Source organism: Streptomyces sp. BR1 (genome assembly GCF_052373795.1).
Lineage (GTDB): Bacteria > Actinomycetota > Actinomycetes > Streptomycetales > Streptomycetaceae > Streptomyces.
The window spans coordinates 6,781,693-6,799,752 of sequence record NZ_CM126252.1; the positions used below are offsets into that span (position 1 = coordinate 6,781,693).

Consider the following 18,060-nt stretch of genomic DNA (forward strand, 5'->3'; position numbering starts at 1 on the left):
TCCATACGGGGAGGACGGAAGTGACATCGACGTCGGAGCCATTGATCGGCCGTGAATCGGAATGCCGCCAACTGGGCCGCGTGGTAGGGCGGTTCGCGGGTGGTGCGGCGCAGGTGGTGGAGATCACCGGCGAGCCGGGGATCGGGAAGACCCGCCTGCTCGCCGAACTGGGACGCCTTGCGTCCGCCCGGGGGCACGTGGTGCGGACGGGCCAGGCGACCGCGACCGGTGGCGGCAGGCCGTGGGAGCTGTTCGGGGACGTGTGGGGCGACGGTTCCCCGGGTGACATCCGCAAGCGGCTGGAGGCGGCGTCGCCGCCCTCCGGACTCGTCTTCCTGCTGGACGGTCTCCAGTGGGCGGACGACGGTCTTCTGGCCGCGCTCGACGATCTGCTCCGACGGCCGCCGGGGGTGCCCGTACTGTTCGCCCTCGCCCACCGGCCCCGCCAGGCGTCGCCGCGCTTGCGCGCACTGCTGAGGAGCGCCGTGGCCGGGGGGTGGGAAGTGGAACGGGTCTGCCTCGGTCCGCTCGGTGTGAGCGAAGCGAAGGCCCTGGCGGACCGAATTGGGGGCACGGGGAGCCGGTTACCCGAGCTCTTACGGGTGGGCGGCGGCAATCCGCTCTATCTGAAGATCCTGGCGCAGGCCGACGGCCACGCCGCCGAGACCGCTGTCGACACCCACGCCGCGGCCTTCGAGGTCGAGGTCGCCGCAGAGCTCGCGCGAGTATCCGCGACCGCACGCCAAGTGGCGCGCGCCGCCGCCGTGGTGGGGGAGCACTTCACCTCCGAACTGGTCGCCGCAACCGCCGGTCTCCCCGAGATCGCAACCCTCTCGGCCATCGACGAGCTGGCGGGCGAGGATCTCGTACGGCCGGTCGAGGCACCGCGGACGTTCACCTTCCGGCACCCGCTGCTGCGCGATGTCGTGTACGAGAGCGCCCTGCCGGGCTGGCGGCTCGCCGCGCACACCGCCGTCGCCGCCGCACTGACGCGTCGTCAGGCGGACGCGGCGGCCTGCGCGTTCCATGTGGAGCGCACCGCACGGCCCGGTGACCGCGACGCGGTGCGCATTCTGGCGGAGGCCGCTCACCTGGTGCGCTTTCGCCAGCCCGACAGTGCGGTGCGCTGGTTGAATGCCGCGCTGCGGCTGCTGCCGACCGATGCCGTGACCCAGCGGGCCCGGCTGCAGTTCCGGCTGGCGCGGCTGCTGTGCGCGGTCGGCCGGCTGCGCGAGAGCCGTGAACTGCTGCACGCGGTACTGGAAGTGCTGCCGCGCGAGCCCGCCGGGCGGTACGCGGAGGCGGTGGCCGCGTGTGCGCTGGTCGAGCGGGCCCTTGGCAGGTATGCCGAGTCCCGTTCGCTGCTGGTCGACGCGTTCGACGGGGCTGCGGCGCGGGACGCCGACGCGGCCGGGGTCCTGGAGTTCGCGCTGGCCCGCGACGAGCTCGGCGACGGCCGCCCCGCCGACTGCGCCGCGCGGGCCGGGCGCGCGCTGGCCGCCGCCGAGCGGTGCGGCAGCCGGGGACCGGCGGCGACCGCGCACGGGCTTCTGTCGCTGACCGGTGTACTCACCGGAGACATCCCCTCGGCCCAGGCCCACAGCGCGTCCGCCGCACGTCTGGTGGACGGTCTCCTGGATGGGCAACTCGCCGGTGACCTCCACGCGGTGCTGTGGCTCGGGTGGAGCGAGGGGATGCTGGGGCGGACATCGGTCGCGATGGGCCATCTGGACCGGGGGATCGCGGTCGCGCGCCGCTCGGGACGGGAGTTCGCCCTGACGCATCTGCTGACGGCGCGCGCCTTCGTGGCCCAGTTGTCGGGGCGGCTGCACGAGGCCGAGGCGGCCGCGGCGGAGGCGCTGGAACTGGCGGTCCGGTCCGGAGCCGAGGAGGCCCGTAGCGGCGCGCTGGCCGTGAGCTGCCGTATCGCGGTCGTCACGGGCGATGTGGACGCGGCGCTGCGGGCGGGGGCGGCGGCGACGGAGTATCTGCCGGGCGGGGCCGGGGCGGGTGGCTGGTCGGGTGCGTCCGTCGCCCGCGCGCTCGCCGAGGCCCGGCTCGACGCGGGCGATGCCACGGCGTGCCTCGCGGCCGTACGGGCAGTGGGCGGCGTCGAACTGACCGCGGTGGACGTGTGGTCGAGGGTCGACTGGTGCGAGCTGTTCACCCGTGCCTCGCTGGCCGCCGGGCGTGACGATGTGGCCGAGCGGTGGGCCGACCGGGCCATGGCGGCCGCCCGCCCGCTCGCCCTGCCGGGCCGCGTCGGACTGGCGCTGCTCGCCCGGGCCCAGGTGCTCGCCCATCAGCGCTCCGACTCGGCGTTCCGGGCGAGCGTCGCGGCGTACGACGCGCTCACCGAGGCGGGCCTGGTGATCGACGCCAACCGGGCCCGGCTGACGGCTGCCGCGTCGCTGACGGCTCGCGGTGAGACGCGGCGGGCGGCGGCCGAACTGGCCACGGCACACCGGACGTTCACCGCCTGCGGAGCACGCTCGCTCGCGCGCCGGGCTTCGGTCGAGCGGCGCCGCATCGCGGCGACGCGACCGCCGCAAGAGGTCGCACGGCCCGGCGGTCTGGCAGCCCTGACCCGGCGCGAGGGCGAGGTCGCGGCGCTGGTCAGCGAAGGACTGACAAACCGTCAGATCGCGCATCGGCTGCAAGTGACCGAGAAGACCGTCCAGATGCACCTCTCCAACGCCTTCGGAAAGCTCGGCGTCACCTCGCGGGCCGCACTGGCCAGCGCGGTCGTCCGGGCGGCGTACTCCTGACGCGGACACGACCGACGCCACGACTGACGTGCTCACGACCTGACGCGCCACGACCTGGGGTATGTGCCAATACCCGCGACCGGTCCCCGCCCCGCACTCTGGAACCCGTTCGCACCACACATCGGGGAGGTGAATGACCATGTCGATCGTCCTCAAGACCCGCAAGACGAGCATCGCCGGCCGCGCCGTCGCCACCTGATCCGACCGACGCGGGCGTGCGGCTCCGGCCGTGCGCCCGCCCCGGGCGGCACCAGCCGCACCCCGCACCACGTACGTAATCCACACCGAACACGGGGGACAGAACGATGACGCACGATCAGGTCAAGCCACGCATCAAGCCGACCCTCCCGGTCTACCGGGTCTCGGACCACGTCTACATCCAACTGCCGGGAAAGTGCGTCGAGTTGTCGGACGCCGACGGCGGTGTCGGGCTGTTCGTGGGCCTGCTCGACGGCACCCGTACCGTGCCCGAGGTGCAGCGCGATCTGCGGGCGGCCGGGCGCGAGCTCACGCGGGAGGAGGTCGACGCCGCGATCGAGGAGTTCGACCGCGCCGGGCTCATCGAGGACGGAGCCGTGGCGCCCGGGCTCGACGGCCACAGCCTGGAGCGCTGGAAGCGCAACCTGGGTTTCTTCGAGAACTACAGCTCGCTCGCGACCAGCAAGTACACCCTTCAGCGCAAGCTGCGCGACTACCGGGTGGTCCTGCTCGGCCTCGGCGGTGTGGGCAGCCATATGCTGTTCGACCTGGTCGGGCTCGGGGCGCGTGACATCCGGGTGGTGGACTTCGACACCGTCGAACTGTCCAACCTCAACCGGCAGATCCTCTACCGCGAGAGCGACATCGGCCGCCCGAAGATCGAGGTCGCCACCGAGCGGATCCTCGCCTACGACCCGCTGGTCAAGCTGGACGCCCGCTCGACCTACATCGGCTGCGCCGACGAGGCGCTGGCCGTGGTCGAGGGTCGCGACCTCGTGCTTTCGGCGGTGGACATGCCGAAGATGCAGGTCGTCAACTGGATCAACCAGGCCTGTGTCACCGCGGGCGCGACGCTGATCACGGGTGGCGTGGACAGCCGCCGTATCGCGTACTACACGATGATCCCCGGCGTGACCGGGTGCGTGGAGTGCTGGAAGGCGGACGTGGCGGAGCACGACCGGCTGTCCGCCGACCTCAGCGTCAAGAAGACCGAATGGGCGGAGGCGACCCCCGACGAGCCGCGCTTCCCCGAGGACATGTCGGCGTTCGGCGCGCTGGTCACGCTGTACACCGCGCACGTCCAGGCCGAGGTCGTCCGGCTGGCCACCGGCATCGCGCCGCCGCTGTCCCAGGGGCGGCTGATGGAGGCGTACTTCGACGACGCCGTACCGCGCGAGTCCGAGCGGTGGAGCCGCCGGCCCGACTGCCCGGTGTGCGCACACGTCCCCACCGCACCCGCTTTCGCCGCGCGCGCGACGGCCTGAGCCGGACAAGGAGGTCGATCCGATGCGTACACCGCGCGTCACCACCCTGGCCCCCGCCGACGCCGACCGCTGCATCGAGCGCAACCGCGGCCTGTGGGACAACTGGACCGGGTTCCACGTGGGCAGCGACCACTACCACGTACAGGGATTCCTGGAGGGCGGCAGCACCCTGCGGTCGTTCGAGCTCGATGAACTCGGCGAGGTCTCCGGGCGCTCCCTGATCCACCTCCAGTGCCACTTCGGACTCGACACCCTCAGCTGGGCCCGGCGCGGCGCCCGCGTGACCGGCGTCGACTTCTCGCCCGCCGCCGTCGCGCAGGCGAAGAGCATCGCGGACGTGGCGGGACTCGACGCCGACTTCCGGTGCGCGGAGATCTACCGGCTGCCCAAAGACCTCGAAGGCCGCTTCGACATCGTCTACGTCTCGTTCGGCTCGGTCGTCTGGCTGCCCGACATCCGCCAGTGGGCCCAGGCGGCGGCGCGTCTGCTCACGCCGGGCGGGGTTCTGTACGTCGCCGAATACCACCCGGTCCTGCACGTCCTCGACTTCGACGACGATGTGCGCGAACCCATCGTCCGCTACCCCTACTTCGACCGTGCGCAGCCGATCGCCCATGAGCTCCACGGCACGTACACCAACGCCGACGACGACGTCGTCGAGTCCGGATACACCTGGGCGCACTCGCTCGGCGCGATCGTGACGAGCGTCGTCGACGCCGGGCTGCGCCTGGAGTTCGTCCATGAGTTCCCGTCCGCCTGGTTCCCGGTGCTGCCCTATCTGGAGCAGCGCGAGGACGGCGGGTACTGGCTGCCGGCGCACATCGAGGGCGAGCTGCCGCTGCTCTTCTCGATGCGCGCGACCCGGCCGAAGGGCTGAGCGGGCCATGCAGTGGGATCTGTCCACACTGGCGCCGCCGCCCACGGGCCCCGCCGTCGCCGCCCGGGCCAGGGGGTGCGCCGAACGCTGGCGCGGCCGGGTCGGCGGCATCGGGCCACACGACCTCTCCCGCCTCCTCGCCGAACTCGGCCAGGCACGAGCCGGGTTGACGCATCTCATCGCGTACGCGGCACTGCACCAGAGCCTCGACATCTTCGGCCAGACCGGCGCGGAGCTCGCCCTCGGCGCGGACGCGGTCGCCGAATCCGTCGAGGACGCCCTGCGCTTCTTCGATACGGAATGGCAGGCGCTGTCCGACGAACGGGTGGCGCAGCTGCTCGCGGCCCCCGCTCTGGCGCCCTACCGCCATCTGCTGCTCAGCGCACGGGAGTCGAGGGCGCGCCCGCTGCCCGAGGAACAGGAACGGACGCTGGCCGCGCGCGAGCCGCTGGCACAGGCGTGGGGGCTGCTGCACGACCGGCTGCTCTCACCCCTGGACCAGGCCTGGGCCGACCTCACCCACACCGATCCGGCTGTCCGCCGGTCCGCGTATGACGCGCTGGTACACGGCCTTGAGCCGCATGCCCGGACGCTGGCGCTCGCCTACGACACGCTGGTCGCGGACCGGCTGGCGGTGGACCGGCTCCGGGGGCTCGCGCGGCCGCGCGCGATGAGCGACTTCGACAACCGGCTCGACTCGACGACCGTCGACCGCATGCTGACCGAGATCACGCTCCAACACGGCCTGGCGGAGCGCTGGTTCGTGCACAAGGCGCGGCTGCTCGGCGTGGAGTCGCTGGCCGCCTGGGACGAGCGGGCCCCGCTGCCGGGGGCCGGACGTATGACGCTGGCGGCGGCGATCGAGACGGTCCTCGCGGCCTTCGCACGGATCTCGCCGGAGATCGCGCGGGTCGCACGGCGCATCGTCGAGGACGGCCGCATCGACACCGTGCCCCGCCCGGGACGGATCTCCCGCACCTTCTCCCTGCCGGTGCCGTCCGAGCGGACGTGCTTCGTCCTGGTCAGCTTCGGCGGCAGGCCCGCCGATCTGCTCGACCTGGCACATGAGCTCGGCCACGCGGTCGCCTTCGTCCTGGCCGCCGAAGCCCAGCCCACGCTCGTCTTCGACGCCCCGACCGCGCTCGGTGAAGTACCCGCGTGCTTCGCCGAACTGGCCGTCCTCGACTGGCTCGCCACCGAAGGCGACCCGACACAGGCGGCCGACGCCGAGGCGCAGTGGATCGAGCGCTGTATGCGGACCGTGTTCCGGCAGACCATGATCACCTCGTTCGAGCAGGCCACGTACGACCTGCGCGGGGAGGAGCGGGTCCTCGACGACGAGGCGCTGGGGGATCTGTGGCAGCAGGCCCACCGCGACTGCTACGGCACCGCCCTCGCCCCGGGCGCGCTGCAACGGCTGGAGTGGATGCGCATCCCCCACTTCTTCCAGGGCCGTTTCTACAACTACGCCTACCCCTTCGCGGGACTGACCGCCCTCGGGCTGCACCGGCTGCGACGGAATGACCCGGTCGCCTTCGGTTCCGCCTTCACCGCGTTCCTGCGGGCAGGCGGAACGGCCTCGCCCGACGAACAACTGGCCCGGCTCGGACTGCCGATCGACGATCCCGAGACCTGGCGCTCGGCGCTCGGCGAGATCCGCGCACGTCTGAACACCCTCACCACCGCCCGACTTCCGTATCGGAGCCGAACATGACGACCGACCGCTACCACTGGAACCGCACACACCCCGGACTCACCGGACTGCAACAGGCGATCACACCCGACCGGGAGATGATCGTGAACCACCGGATGTACCGCGACCTCGACCGCCTCGACCGTATCGGCGTCTTCCTGGAACACCACGTCTTCGCCGTCTGGGACTTCATGTCCCTGCTCAAGAGCCTCCAGCGGGAGCTCACCTGCGTCAGTGTGCCCTGGGTGCCCCAGGGTCCCTCGACCAGTCGGCGGCTCATCAACGACATCGTGCTGACGGAGGAGAGCGACGAGATCGGGGACGGCTATCTGAGCCACTTCGAGCTCTACCTCACCGCCATGGCCGAGGCCGGCGCGGACACCGCCCCGATCCATACGTTCATCGAGCGGCTGCGTGGCGGAGCCTCGGTGGCCGAAGCCCTCAAACTCTCCGGCGCACCGTCGGCGGCGGCCGACTTCGTCGCGCATACGTGGGACATCATCGAGTCCGCCCCGGTGCACTGCCAGGCGGCCGCCTTCGCTTTCGGCCGCGAGGACCTGATCCCCGACATGTTCGAGCGCGTACTGCGGATCGAGGGCGCGCAGCATCAACTCACCTCGTTCAAGGACTACTTGGTCCGCCACATCGACATCGATGGCGAGCAGCACACCCCGATGGCGATGCAGATGCTGATCGACCTGTGCGCGGACGACGAGCACAAGTGGTCCGAGTGCGCGACGACCGTACGACGTGCCCTCGCCGCCCGGCACGAGCTGTGGAGCGCGGTGGCCGAGGAGATCGCACGCATATGAAGCGCACCATCGCGGCGGTCGGCGATGTGCTGATCGACCGCAGTGAGCCGGACCGCGCGCTCGAAGGAGTCCAGCCGGTACTCGCGGCGGCCGACCTCGTCTTCGGCAACTTCGAGGGCGTACTGACGGACACTTTCGGCGCAACACCGGGATCACCCACGTCGACCGTGGTGACGACCGCCAACGCCACCCCCCTGTCGGTGTTCGACGTGATGTCCCTGGCCAACAACCACGCCATGGACGCGGGATACGGAGGTCTCGCCGACACCACGGCGACGCTCGCCGCACGGGGTGTACGCACGGTCGGCGCCGGTATGTCGTCGGCCGAGGCACTGCGGCCCGCCACGGTACGGGTGGGGGAGCGGCGGGTCGCGGTGGTGGCCTGCACCTCCGTGCTGGCCGTCGGCGCCCAGGCCGGACCATCGACGCCGGGCGTGGCGGCGCTGCGCGCGGAGGACTGCTACACCGCGCCCGTCCCGGGGTATGTGTGCCCGGGTGTGCCGGCCAAGGTGGTGTCGGTCCTGGACGAGGGGGACTGGGCACGGGTCGAGAAGGCCATCGCGGACGCCCGTGCGCGGGCCGACCTGGTGGTGGTGAGTGTGCACTGGGGCGACCATACCCAACCCTGGGTGATCACCGAGCACGAGCGACTGTGCGCGGAGCTGATCGCCGGGGCGGGCGCGGATCTCGTACTCGGCCACCATCAACACGCCCTGCGCGGCGCCCAGTTCATCGGTGGGACACCGGTGTTCTACGGGCTCGGGCACATCGTGTTCGACATGCCCCGCTTCCCCGACGACCTGCGGGCCGCCGGTTTCGACATCGACCGGGCGAGCCAGGACGAGCTGGTGGAGACGTTCGGCGAGTACGGCTTCTACCCGCGCCCGGACAGCGCCGCCTTTCCGTTCCACCCCACCACCCGTATCACCGCGGTAGCCGTCGTGGAGCTCGACGACGACGGGATCGGGCGGTGCGGCCTGGTGCCGTGTCTGATCGACCGGGACGGTATCGCGCGACCTGTCGCCCGCACCGACGCCCGCTGGGCCGAAGTCCTCGGCCACATCCGCAAGTCCATGACCCACCCACGTCTCGGCACCGAGGTCGTGGACGGGGGAGAGACGTTCGCGGGCTGCCCGCTGGTGACGCTGAGGGTATGAGATGAGGGGTGCTTCCTCGGTCTTCGTGTCCCTCGAACGGTATTTCTTGGCATGGCGAGAATGCGTACTCTGGCGATGACTGAAAATCTCGGAGCGCGCGCAATTGCGGCGAATTCACGCCGGAGCCTCCCGCTGATCGCCGAAATCACGTCAATTCACCGGGAGTTCCGTTTCGAATCGCCTCCGCTGTCTTGTTCTCCCTTCGAACATTCAATCCGTAGGTAAGTCCTTCGGGTAATAGATGGGGCGCCGCCCTCCTGCAAGGCTGGGCGGGCAGATGGACTGCGGTGAATGATCGAGAGGGAATCACATGTCGGTCGAGGCAGGGTCCGAGAACCGCGCGCAGCAGAGTCTTGGTACCGCGGCGGCGCGGAATCTGGCGACCACCACCAAGTCCGCTCCTCAGATGCAGGAGATCACCTCTCGGTGGCTGTTGCGGATGCTGCCGTGGGTGCAGGTGCAGGGTGGTACGTATCGGGTGAACCGGCGGCTGAGCTACTCGGTGGGTGACGGGAAGGTCACCTTTGTGCAGACGGGTGAGCGGGTGAGTGTGATCCCGGCGGAGCTGGGGGAGCTGCCGGCGCTGCGGGATTACGAGGACGAGGCGGCGCTGACGGAGCTGGCGAACCGGTGTGAGCAGCGGGAGTTCGCGGCGGGGCAGGTGCTGGCGGCGGCGGGTGATCCGGTGGATGCGGTGTATCTGCTGGCGCATGGGCGTGTGGAGCGGATCGGCACCGGCCCCTACGGCGACGAGGCCGTTCTCGGGGTGCTTGCGGATGGGGCATACCTCGGTGAGCAGGCGCTGCTGTCGGGTGAGGCGGTGTGGGACGCGACCGCCCGCGCCGCGACCGCGTGCACGGTGCTGGTGCTCGCCCGGGCGGATGTGCTGAACCTGGCGGAGCGGGCGCCGTCGCTGCATGAGCATCTGGCGGGTGTGGCGTTGGTGCCGCAGCAGCGCACCAACAAGTACGGCGAGGCCGCGATCGACCTCGCGGCGGGCCATGTGGGCGAGCCTGTGATCCCGCATACGTATGTCGATTACGAGGGTGCGCCGCGTGAGTACGAACTATCCGTCGCCCAGACGGTGTTGAAGGTCCATTCACGGGTGGCGGATCTGTACAACCAGCCGATGAACCAGACCGAGCAGCAGTTGCGGCTGACGGTGGAGGCGTTGCGGGAGCGCCAGGAGGATGAGCTGGTCAACAACCGGGAGTTCGGGTTGCTGGCGAACTGTGATTACGGGCAGCGGTTGCAGCCGCATGACGGGGTGCCGTCGCCGGATGACATGGATGAGTTGCTGTCGCGGCGGCGGGGCAGCAAGTTGTTCCTGGCGCATCCGCGGGCGATCGCGGCGTTCGGGCGTGAGTGCAACAAGCGCGGCCTGGTCCCGGAGTCGATTGAGATCAACGGGAACCGGATCCCGACGTGGCGGGGGGTGCCGATTTTCCCGTGCGGGAAGATCCCGGTCACGCCGGAGCGGACGACGTCGATCATCTGTATGCGTACGGGCGAGGACGAGCAGGGCGTGATCGGCCTGCGCCAGAGCGGTATCCCGGACGAGATCGAGCCGAGTCTGTCGGTGCGGTTCATGGGGATCGACGAGCAGGCGATCATCTCGTACCTGGTCACCGCCTACTACTCGGCCGCGATCCTCGTGCCGGACGCGCTCGGGGTGCTGGAGAACGTGGAAGTCAGCCGCTGGCGCGGCTGACGACGTGGTGTTCCTCGGCCTCAGCCAGCCATCTGCGGAAAGGCAGAACCCCCATGCCCGAGTTCATCGGTGCCCGTGTACCAGGGTGGGACGGGCCGCCGACGCTGTCCCGCCCGCCCGCACCCGCCCCCGTACGTGACGCTGCGGCCGCCGGGACGGAGGCGCTCCACGGCCTCCTCTCCGGCCCCACGGGGCTGGGAACCTCGGCCGCCCGGCTGTTCGGCCCGCGCTCGCTGAGCGAGGTCGAACAACCGGCGGCCGACGCCCCCGACCCGTCTTCCACCCCCGCGCACTCGGATTCGACCGAATCCACGCTCCGCGTACCACAGCTCTATTGTCCCGACGCGGTCCGCGACGACCCGGCGCTCGCCGAGGAGGTCAACGAGCGCCTGGTCGACTGGGCCCAGGAGATCGGGATCTTCCAGGGGCGCCTCGAACGGCTGCGCTCGCACAACTTCGGGCGTCTTTTCATGCTCGCGCACCCCGACTGCGACGACCCCGACCTGCTGTTGGCAGCCGCCCGGTGCGGGCTGGCCGAATGGGCCGTGGACGACCACTGGGTGGACGAAGGGGACAACACCGAACCGGAGTTGCTCGGTTCGCGCCTCGCCATGGCCCACGCGGTGGTCGACCCGGTCCGCCTGCCGGCCCGGTACCTGCCGAAGTTCGAGGAGGTCGTCGACCAGGAACCCGTACTGCGGGCGTTCCGCTCCTGCCTGTTCCACCTCGAACAGATCGCCAGCCCCACCCAGGTCGCCCGGCTGCGGCATGAACTCGCCGTCATGTTCGTGGGCTACGGCCAGGAGGGGGAGTGGCGCAACTCGGCCCGCAGGCCCGCGGTGTGGGAGTACCTGCTGCACCGCTACGAGAACGCCTTCTACCCCTGCATGGTCCTCATCGACCCCGTGGGCGGCTATGAACTGCCCGCCCACGAGTTCGCCGACGCACGGGTGCGCCGTACGTATCTGTACGCGGGTACGGCCAACGTCCTGCTCAACGACCTGTACTCGATGGCGAAGGAAGACCCGACCGACACCAACCTGCCCAACCTCATCGCCGCCGAGGAGCAGTGCTCGCTCCAGGAGGCCGTCGACAAGGCGGCTTCCCTCCACGACGAGCTGATGCACACGGTGGAGGCCGAGTGCGCCCTCCTCAGTGCGGCGGGATCCCCCCAACTGCGGCGCTATCTGGCCGGGTTGTGGGCCTGGATGGGCGGCAGCAAGGAGTGGCACGCCACGAGCCCCCGGTACCACGGCGTTTGACGCAGGGCGCCCGACGCACCACGTACGTATGACACCACAGATGCAGCGGCAATCAGGAGAACCACTATGACGATTCAGGACACCACCAACACCCCTGCTCCGTTCCTCGCCAGTGCCTACCAGAAGTCCGTGGCCGAGTACTGGAACCGCGAGAAGAACCCCGTCAACCTGCGTCTCGGTGAAGTGGACGGCATCTACCACCACCACTACGGCATCGGATCCGTGGACTGGTCCGTCCTGGAGGGGCCCGAGGAGACCCGCGAGAAGCGGATCACCGAGGAGCTGCACCGCCTGGAATGCGCCCAGGCGGATGTGCTCATGACCAACCTCGGTGACATCGCCCCCGACGACCGGCTGCTGGACTCCGGTTCGGGGCGCGGCGGCAGCAGCTTCGTGGCCAACCAGCGCTTCGGCTGCCGCGTCGACGGCATCTCCATCTCCGAGACGCAGGTCGCCTTCGCCAACGGCCAGGCCGAGGACCGTGGTGTCTCCGACCAGGTGCGCTTCCATCTGAAGAACATGATCGACACGGGCTTCGAGTCGAACAGCTTCCGGGCCATCTGGAACAACGAGAGCACGATGTACGTCGATCTCTCGGTGCTGTTTCCCGAGTACGCCCGCATGCTCGAACACGGCGGCCGGTATGTGACCATCACCGGCTGCTACAACGACGCGTACGGGCTGCCGTCCCGGGCCGTGAGCGAGATCAACGCCCACTACATCTGCAACATCCACCCGCGCAGCGCCTACTTCAAGGAGATGGCGGCCAACCGCCTCGTCCCGGTGAGCGTGCTCGACCTCACGCAGGCCACCATCCCGTACTGGGAGCTGCGCGCCCGCTCGCCGCTGGCCACCGGCATCGAGGACGCCTTCCTCAGCGCCTACAAGGACGGCAGCTTCCAGTACCTGCTCATCGCCGCCGACCTGGTCTGACGGCCGCGCCGGTCCCTCACGGGAGGGACCGGCGCACTCCTCTGCTCCATCTGGTCGCCACTCGTCCAGTCGCCGCCACCGCGCCGGGGTGGCGGTCCTGGCCGAGCCTGGGCGTGATCGTTTCGATGACGTCCCAAGGAGACCCCGCGTGCCCCGTCCCATGCAGCTGCCCGGCGCCGCGCTCATGGCAGCCGTCGCCCTCATGTCCACCGTGCCGCCCGCCGTCGCCGCCCCGGCGGCCTCCATCGGGCTCCACCGGACCGGAGCCGTAGCGCCCGGACCATCCCGTATCGGTCGTGTCGACTGGGCAGCGGGCGCCTTCGGCGCGGTGTGCGGGACCCGGCACGGGACGGGGCCCGACCGCCGGACCCTGCGGTTGTTCGACGACACCCGGGTCGATGTGGTGGCCGACCGTGTGTCACGGGACCGGCAGGGCACGCTGCTGTGGTCCGGGCACATCGTCGGCCGCCCCGACCAGCCGGTCACCCTCGCGGTGGACCGTGCCTGCGGGCGGGGTGTGCCCCGCGTGGCCGGTGAGGTGCATCTGGGCCGTACGGAGTACAGCATCGACGCCGACCGGCCCGGCGCCTCCACCGTGCGCGAGCTCCCGGTGAACCGCCGGAGCCTGCTGCACGACGACGCCGTACGCGTCGCCGACCCGGCCGGTCCCCGCGCGGCGCTCCCCGCACCGCGACCGCGCGCCGCGATCAGCGCGCCCGTCATCGATCTGCTCATCGGCTACACACCGAGGACCGTCCGCAACACCAAGGGCGGTGTAGCGGCGCTCGACCTGAAGGTGAAGGCCGCCGTGGAGGGGACGAACACCGCGTACGCCACGAGCCTGGTGACGGCCCGGCTCAACCTGGCCGGCACCTTCACCACCAAGGAGTGGACCGGCAAGGCCGGGGACACGGACGGCATCACCAGCGCGCTGTCCGACCCGAAGGACAGCAACTACTCCAGCGCGTTCGCTGTCGACGCCCGCAAGAACCGCGACGACAAGGGCGCGGACCTGCTGCACGTACTGACCCAGTTCACCCCCGCGCCCGGCACGCTCTACACAGCCGGAACCGCGAACACACCCTCGCTGGTACGTCTCATCCCGGGCGCCGACCCCGCGTTCAGCACGGATCACGCGGCGTTCGGCGCGCAGCAGTCCGACACCCTCGGCACCTACCACCTCGCCCATGAGATCGGGCACAACTTCGGCCTCAACCACGACTACCTCACCGACCCCATCGACCCCGCCGCCAAGGGATACCGGCCCGGAAACCTCAACCCGTACTACCCCGACAACCACGGTTTTCTGCCCAAGAGCCGCACCTGGACGGACATCATGGGCTACACGATGGCCTGCGCCGACGAGGACCACTGCGAGACCAAGCTCTGGTTCTCCAACCCCCGGCAGAGCTATGAAGATGCCCCAAGGGGTGTGCCTCTGGGTCAGCCGCAACCGGCCGACTGCGTACGCGTCATGAACCTCACCGGTCCCGTCCTCGCCAACTACCGTACGCCGTCAGGTAGTACGGCCCCGGTCCGCTACGCGCTCACGGCGGCGCCGGACAACCCCGAGCGCGGCACGGTGACCCCCGCGGCGACCGGTATGTTCGACAAGGGCGACCAGGTCACGGTCACCGCCGCGCCGAAGTCGGGCTACCAGCTCGACTACTGGACCGTCGAGGGCCGGATCCAGTCCAGCCGGGCGCCCGAGTTCACGGTCACCATGGACGGCAACCACTACGTGAGCGCGCACTTCGTCGAGACCACGGCCAAACTCACCCAGCTCCCGGCGACCATCACCAAGGTGTCTCCGACCACCGGCTCGAAGTCGGGCGGCTACACCGTCACCCTCACCGGTGCGGGTCTGTCCAGTACGACGGCCGTATACATCGGCACACGCACCGCCAACGGCTTCAGCGGCCGCCCGGCGAGCGGGGTGAAGGCGGTCGACGACTCGACGGTCACCTTCACCGCACCCGCCTGGCCGACGGCGGCAGCCGTGCAGATCGCGACGGTGGCGAACGGGACGCTGACCGCATCGGCCGACTTCACGTATACGTCTTGACCGCGCGGTCCGGTCAATAGCCGGGCGTACCGGGGTCGGCCCCCGGCTGCTGCGGGCTCATGGACGGTCCGGGTTGGACGGGGGCGGCCGGCGGGGGGTTCGAGCCCGCGACGGGCGGCGGCGGGCCGGTGGGGCTGGCTGTCGCGGTGGCCGCGCCCCGGGCGATCCCATCAAAGTCCACGAACCCCGTCCTCTCCAGGACCTTCATATGGTCGAGCACGGTGGTGTTAGCGTCGTCGGCCAGCTCCCGCACCAGGGTGTTGCGGGTGTTCGCGCGTATCTGGGCGATCAGGGCGAACACCTGCCCGTGCGCCGAACGCAGGAAGTTGGCGAAGTCGCTCTCGTACTTCTTGCCGTTGTCGCCCGACAACGTGCGCAGCCAGTCCTGTTGCAAGGCGTTGGGCTGGCTGGGGAGTTCCATGTTCAGCTGGGACGCGACTTCGCGTACGCGCGCGTCGAGGAAGGTGTGTCCCTGGACCAGGTGCTCACCGGCCGTCTTGACCGCCGTGGTGGGGGCGCGCTCGATGGCCTGCTGTCCCGCGGGCATCTCCCAGAGCCCGGCGAGGCGCACCCGGGCGACGAAGTCGCGGTCGGCGGCGGACAGGGGTCCCCAACGGGTCGGCACGGTACTGGCGTTGAGGTTGGCGAGGCCGGTTCCGGAGCGGTCGGCGTACGACCAGATCGGGAAGGCCAGCGCGGCGATGGTCGCCATCAGTGCGACCACGACGAGGCCGGTGCCGGAAAAGACGATGCGCCGCAAAGGTTCCTCCTGGAGTGGGGTGGTTGGGGGGTATGGGGGTGGCTCAGTGGTCGGCGAACCGTGCGCTGACCGTGTCGAAGACCTTTCGGGCCTCCGGGCCCAGTCGCGGTCCGGCCAGCCAGGCGGCCGGAGTCGGGCCGATGGAGGTGTTGGAGATGAGTGCGAGCGTGCCGTCCGCGCGGCGGGTGAGCCAGCCACCACCGGAGGCGCCGCCGTTCATCGTGCAGCCCACGCGGTACAACGTCGGCTGGTCGTCGGCCACGGAGAGCCGCCCGGCGGGGCCGGTGCAGCGGAACATCGAGAAACCGTCGAAGGGTTTACGGGCCGGATAGCCCCACACCCCCACCGGTACACCGCTCGCTGCCGGCGAGGTCGCGAAGTCGACCTGCGGCGCGGCGGTACCGATCGTCTCCTCCAGCGAGCCGGTGATCCCGCGTGCCTGGCGTACATGGAAGACCGCGAAGTCGAACGGCGCACCCGCGCCTCCGGTCGCGGCGCCCGTACTGATCCACTCGGGCGAGGTCTCGGCCCAGTCGGCCCACCAGGTGCCCAGCGGGACGAGCGCGGACAGGGAGCCCCTGGCGCGCCCGTTGTCTCCCGTGTCGTTGAAGTCGGGGACGAACACGACATTGCGGTACCAGCCCCCGGCGCGCCCCGCGTGGACGCAGTGACCGGCCGTCCATACGAGATTCGACCGCCCTGGATGCGCGGGATCGTGCACCACGGTGCCGGAGCAGACGGCGGGCCCCTCCGGAGTGTCGAAGAAGATCTTGCCGGAGGCGGCGGCATGCTCACGGTAGGGATGGTTCTCCGGCTGAGCCGGTACGGGCGAGGGCACCGGGTCGGACACCCCCTGGGCGTCGGCGACACCCGCGCCGACCGTGTTGCTCCACCCCTGCGCCGCGCGCATCCGGTCCGTACCCCATACGCCGTCGATCACCGGGTTGATGAAGTCGCCCGCCCGGCGCAGCCATTGGCGTGGGTCCCAGTTCCGCCAGTCGCCGGACGGACCGCCGGTCCCGTGCGGGCCCGCGGGAAGCGCCGCTCCCGCGAGGGCTCTGTCGTCCGACGAACCGCCGACCACGAGATACCCGGCGCCGAGCAGCACCAACGTGGCGATGAACGCGGCCCAGGCGTATGACGCGCGGCGCGTGAGTGACATGAGGGTGGCCTCCTGCCCTGGGGGACGACTCGACTCGGGGAGCCATACGGTGCGGGAGCGCGGAATGTTCAGCGCCCACCGATCCGTCTCACCGCAGCCGCAGTCGGCGCAGCACGAAGACCATGGCGCCCATCAGCACGAACACCGCTCCTCCGATGAGCGAGTTGGTCCTGGAGAGGGCGGTCTGCACGAAGTCGTCACGCGTTACGGCCGAGCCGAGGCCCTGCCTCTGCGAGCCCTTGCCGACGCCGGGTGCAGACGTGGCGCACCCCTCTCCGGTGCAGCCGCTCGCCGACGCGGACGGGCTCGGCGACGAGGTCGGGCCGGACGCCGACCAGGAGACGGTGGCCTGGGCCGAAGTGGTGGACCCGCTTGCCCCGGCGACGATTTGAGCCTGGCTGCCCTCGCTGGTGAACACGCGGCCGACGAGACCCGATGCCGTCGTACGGAACGTCACCGCGCCGCCGCCGTCCGACGCGGCGGCGGGCACGTCGAAGAAGAGGGTGCTGCCGTCGCCGACATCGCCACTGACCTGATGGCCCGCCGCGTCGACGACCGTGACGTTCTGGCCGGTCAACTCGCCGGAGGGGGTGACGGTGACCCGGCCGCCCGGGGCGGTGCGCACGACGACGGGGCCAAGCCGTGTTCCCGGCTTGCCGGATACCGAGGCGTTGTCGAGCCGCAGTGGATCCGAGGGCTCGTCCACACTCTGCGCCTGGTCCCGCAGCCAGTCGGCGAACCGGTCGGCCTGCGGGTCGGTCGCGTCGACGTCGACGTTGTTCGCGAGGCGCCAGATGGCCACCTGGGTGCCGGCGGCCGCTTCCGCCGCGCTGAGCGGGGACGGCAGACCGGCCCGCCTGGCGAGCCCGGCGAGGTCGTCGACCTGCGGGAACGAGTTCTGCGCGATCCAGCGGATGCGGCCCGCGTTCGGGTTGCCGTTCAGCGGCGTCGCGCCGGTGGCGGACTGTCGGTACTTCGCCCCGGACCGCGTCGAGTCGCGCAGGTCGATCCCGTACGTCTCCAGGGTGCCGCCGCCGTCGGTGTCCATCAGCAGCAGCCCGGCGGGCACGACCGCGTTCCTGTCGCGCCCATGGATGACGGCCCGGTCGAAGGCCCCGCGCCGCAGCCCACGCAGGGTGGCCGTCACGGCGGCCTGCTGGCCCGATGACGGATCTGCGGCGACCGCCTCTGTGGGCGCACTCGCCACCACGACCACGAACGTCAGGATCGCGACGGCTCGCCGGGCGGGCACCCGCTTCCCTACCCGAGGTCGGCGGCGCCCGGCCAAGGCACGTTCTCCATCGAGGTGACTCATTCACCTCAGTACGCAAAACCGGGGCGGCACGCTCAACACCGGGGCGGAAAGCACCCAGTGGGGTGGAACGAACGGGTGTCCG

Annotated in this window: 13 protein-coding genes; 10 read left to right on the forward strand and 3 right to left on the reverse strand. The window is 70.6% G+C overall.

The genetic code is table 11. The annotated features are described in order from the left end of the window. Positions 1-20 precede the first annotated feature (20 nt). The 10 genes from ACT1U9_RS29840 (at position 21) to ACT1U9_RS29885 (ending at position 14,741) form a co-directional block, all read left to right on the forward strand. Positions 21-2,768: a LuxR C-terminal-related transcriptional regulator gene (locus ACT1U9_RS29840; RefSeq protein WP_444535724.1), complete on the forward strand. Its 2,748-nt coding sequence runs from the start codon at positions 21-23 to the stop codon at positions 2,766-2,768. A gap of 305 nt (positions 2,769-3,073) precedes the next feature. Beyond that, positions 3,074-4,231, forward strand: a complete 1,158-nt coding sequence (locus ACT1U9_RS29845) for a HesA/MoeB/ThiF family protein (RefSeq protein ID WP_444535725.1) — start codon at positions 3,074-3,076, stop codon at positions 4,229-4,231. Between the two features lie 22 nt (positions 4,232-4,253). Next, entirely contained in the window at positions 4,254-5,108 is an 855-nt protein-coding gene (locus ACT1U9_RS29850; RefSeq protein ID WP_444535726.1) for a methyltransferase domain-containing protein, read from the forward strand. A 7-nt stretch (positions 5,109-5,115) separates the two neighbouring features. After that, a complete protein-coding gene (locus ACT1U9_RS29855) occupies positions 5,116-6,822 on the forward strand; it encodes a M3 family metallopeptidase (RefSeq protein WP_444535727.1) in 1,707 nt (568 codons plus the stop codon). Then, on the forward strand, positions 6,819-7,613 hold the full coding sequence (locus ACT1U9_RS29860; protein ID WP_444535728.1) for a DUF3050 domain-containing protein: 795 nt from the start codon (positions 6,819-6,821) through the stop codon (positions 7,611-7,613). Before ACT1U9_RS29855 ends, ACT1U9_RS29860 begins: the two co-directional genes overlap by 4 nt. After that, positions 7,610-8,770 carry a CapA family protein gene (locus ACT1U9_RS29865; protein ID WP_444535729.1) on the forward strand — a complete coding sequence of 387 codons (1,161 nt, stop codon included), beginning with the start codon at positions 7,610-7,612 and terminating at the stop codon, positions 8,768-8,770. The genes ACT1U9_RS29860 and ACT1U9_RS29865 overlap by 4 nt, the downstream gene beginning before the upstream one ends. Positions 8,771-9,080: 310 nt before the next feature. Further along, a complete protein-coding gene (locus ACT1U9_RS29870; RefSeq protein WP_444535730.1) occupies positions 9,081-10,481 on the forward strand; it encodes a family 2B encapsulin nanocompartment shell protein in 1,401 nt (466 codons plus the stop codon). A 53-nt stretch (positions 10,482-10,534) separates the two neighbouring features. After that, a complete protein-coding gene (locus ACT1U9_RS29875; RefSeq protein ID WP_444535731.1) occupies positions 10,535-11,743 on the forward strand; it encodes a family 2 encapsulin nanocompartment cargo protein terpene cyclase in 1,209 nt (402 codons plus the stop codon). Positions 11,744-11,809: 66 nt separating this feature from the next. Further along, positions 11,810-12,676 (forward strand): geranyl diphosphate 2-C-methyltransferase, encoded by an 867-nt coding sequence (locus tag ACT1U9_RS29880; RefSeq protein WP_188273706.1) that lies wholly within the window; start codon positions 11,810-11,812, stop codon positions 12,674-12,676. A 148-nt stretch (positions 12,677-12,824) separates the two neighbouring features. Further along, the gene (locus ACT1U9_RS29885; protein ID WP_444535732.1) at positions 12,825-14,741 is read left to right on the forward strand and encodes an InlB B-repeat-containing protein; all 1,917 of its coding nucleotides are present in this window, start codon (positions 12,825-12,827) and stop codon (positions 14,739-14,741) included. Positions 14,742-14,754: 13 nt separating this feature from the next. On the opposite strand, the gene ACT1U9_RS29890 is transcribed toward ACT1U9_RS29885, so the two are convergent. The 3 genes from ACT1U9_RS29890 to ACT1U9_RS29900 form a co-directional block, all read right to left on the reverse strand. Continuing rightward, a complete protein-coding gene (locus ACT1U9_RS29890) occupies positions 14,755-15,501 on the reverse strand; it encodes a DUF4142 domain-containing protein (RefSeq protein WP_444535733.1) in 747 nt (248 codons plus the stop codon). Between the two features lie 43 nt (positions 15,502-15,544). Beyond that, complete coding sequence (locus ACT1U9_RS29895; RefSeq protein ID WP_444535734.1) at positions 15,545-16,663, reverse strand: trypsin-like serine peptidase; 1,119 nt, start codon at positions 16,661-16,663, stop codon at positions 15,545-15,547. An 88-nt stretch (positions 16,664-16,751) separates the two neighbouring features. Beyond that, positions 16,752-17,915 (reverse strand): thioester domain-containing protein, encoded by a 1,164-nt coding sequence (locus ACT1U9_RS29900; protein WP_444535735.1) that lies wholly within the window; start codon positions 17,913-17,915, stop codon positions 16,752-16,754. Positions 17,916-18,060 lie beyond the last annotated feature (145 nt).

Bases quoted from the DNA above. Each gene is read 5' to 3' on its own strand.
- ACT1U9_RS29845 (WP_444535725.1), top strand. From the start codon at position 3,074: ATGACGCACGATCAGGTCAAGCCACGCATCAAGCCGACCCTCCCGGTC.
- ACT1U9_RS29850 (WP_444535726.1), top strand. From the start codon at position 4,254: ATGCGTACACCGCGCGTCACCACCCTGGCCCCCGCCGACGCCGACCGC.
- ACT1U9_RS29855 (WP_444535727.1), top strand. From the start codon at position 5,116: ATGCAGTGGGATCTGTCCACACTGGCGCCGCCGCCCACGGGCCCCGCC.
- ACT1U9_RS29860 (WP_444535728.1), top strand. From the start codon at position 6,819: ATGACGACCGACCGCTACCACTGGAACCGCACACACCCCGGACTCACC.
- ACT1U9_RS29865 (WP_444535729.1), top strand. From the start codon at position 7,610: ATGAAGCGCACCATCGCGGCGGTCGGCGATGTGCTGATCGACCGCAGT.
- ACT1U9_RS29870 (WP_444535730.1), top strand. From the start codon at position 9,081: ATGTCGGTCGAGGCAGGGTCCGAGAACCGCGCGCAGCAGAGTCTTGGT.
- ACT1U9_RS29875 (WP_444535731.1), top strand. From the start codon at position 10,535: ATGCCCGAGTTCATCGGTGCCCGTGTACCAGGGTGGGACGGGCCGCCG.
- ACT1U9_RS29880 (WP_188273706.1), top strand. From the start codon at position 11,810: ATGACGATTCAGGACACCACCAACACCCCTGCTCCGTTCCTCGCCAGT.
- ACT1U9_RS29895 (WP_444535734.1), bottom strand. From the start codon at position 16,663: ATGTCACTCACGCGCCGCGCGTCATACGCCTGGGCCGCGTTCATCGCC.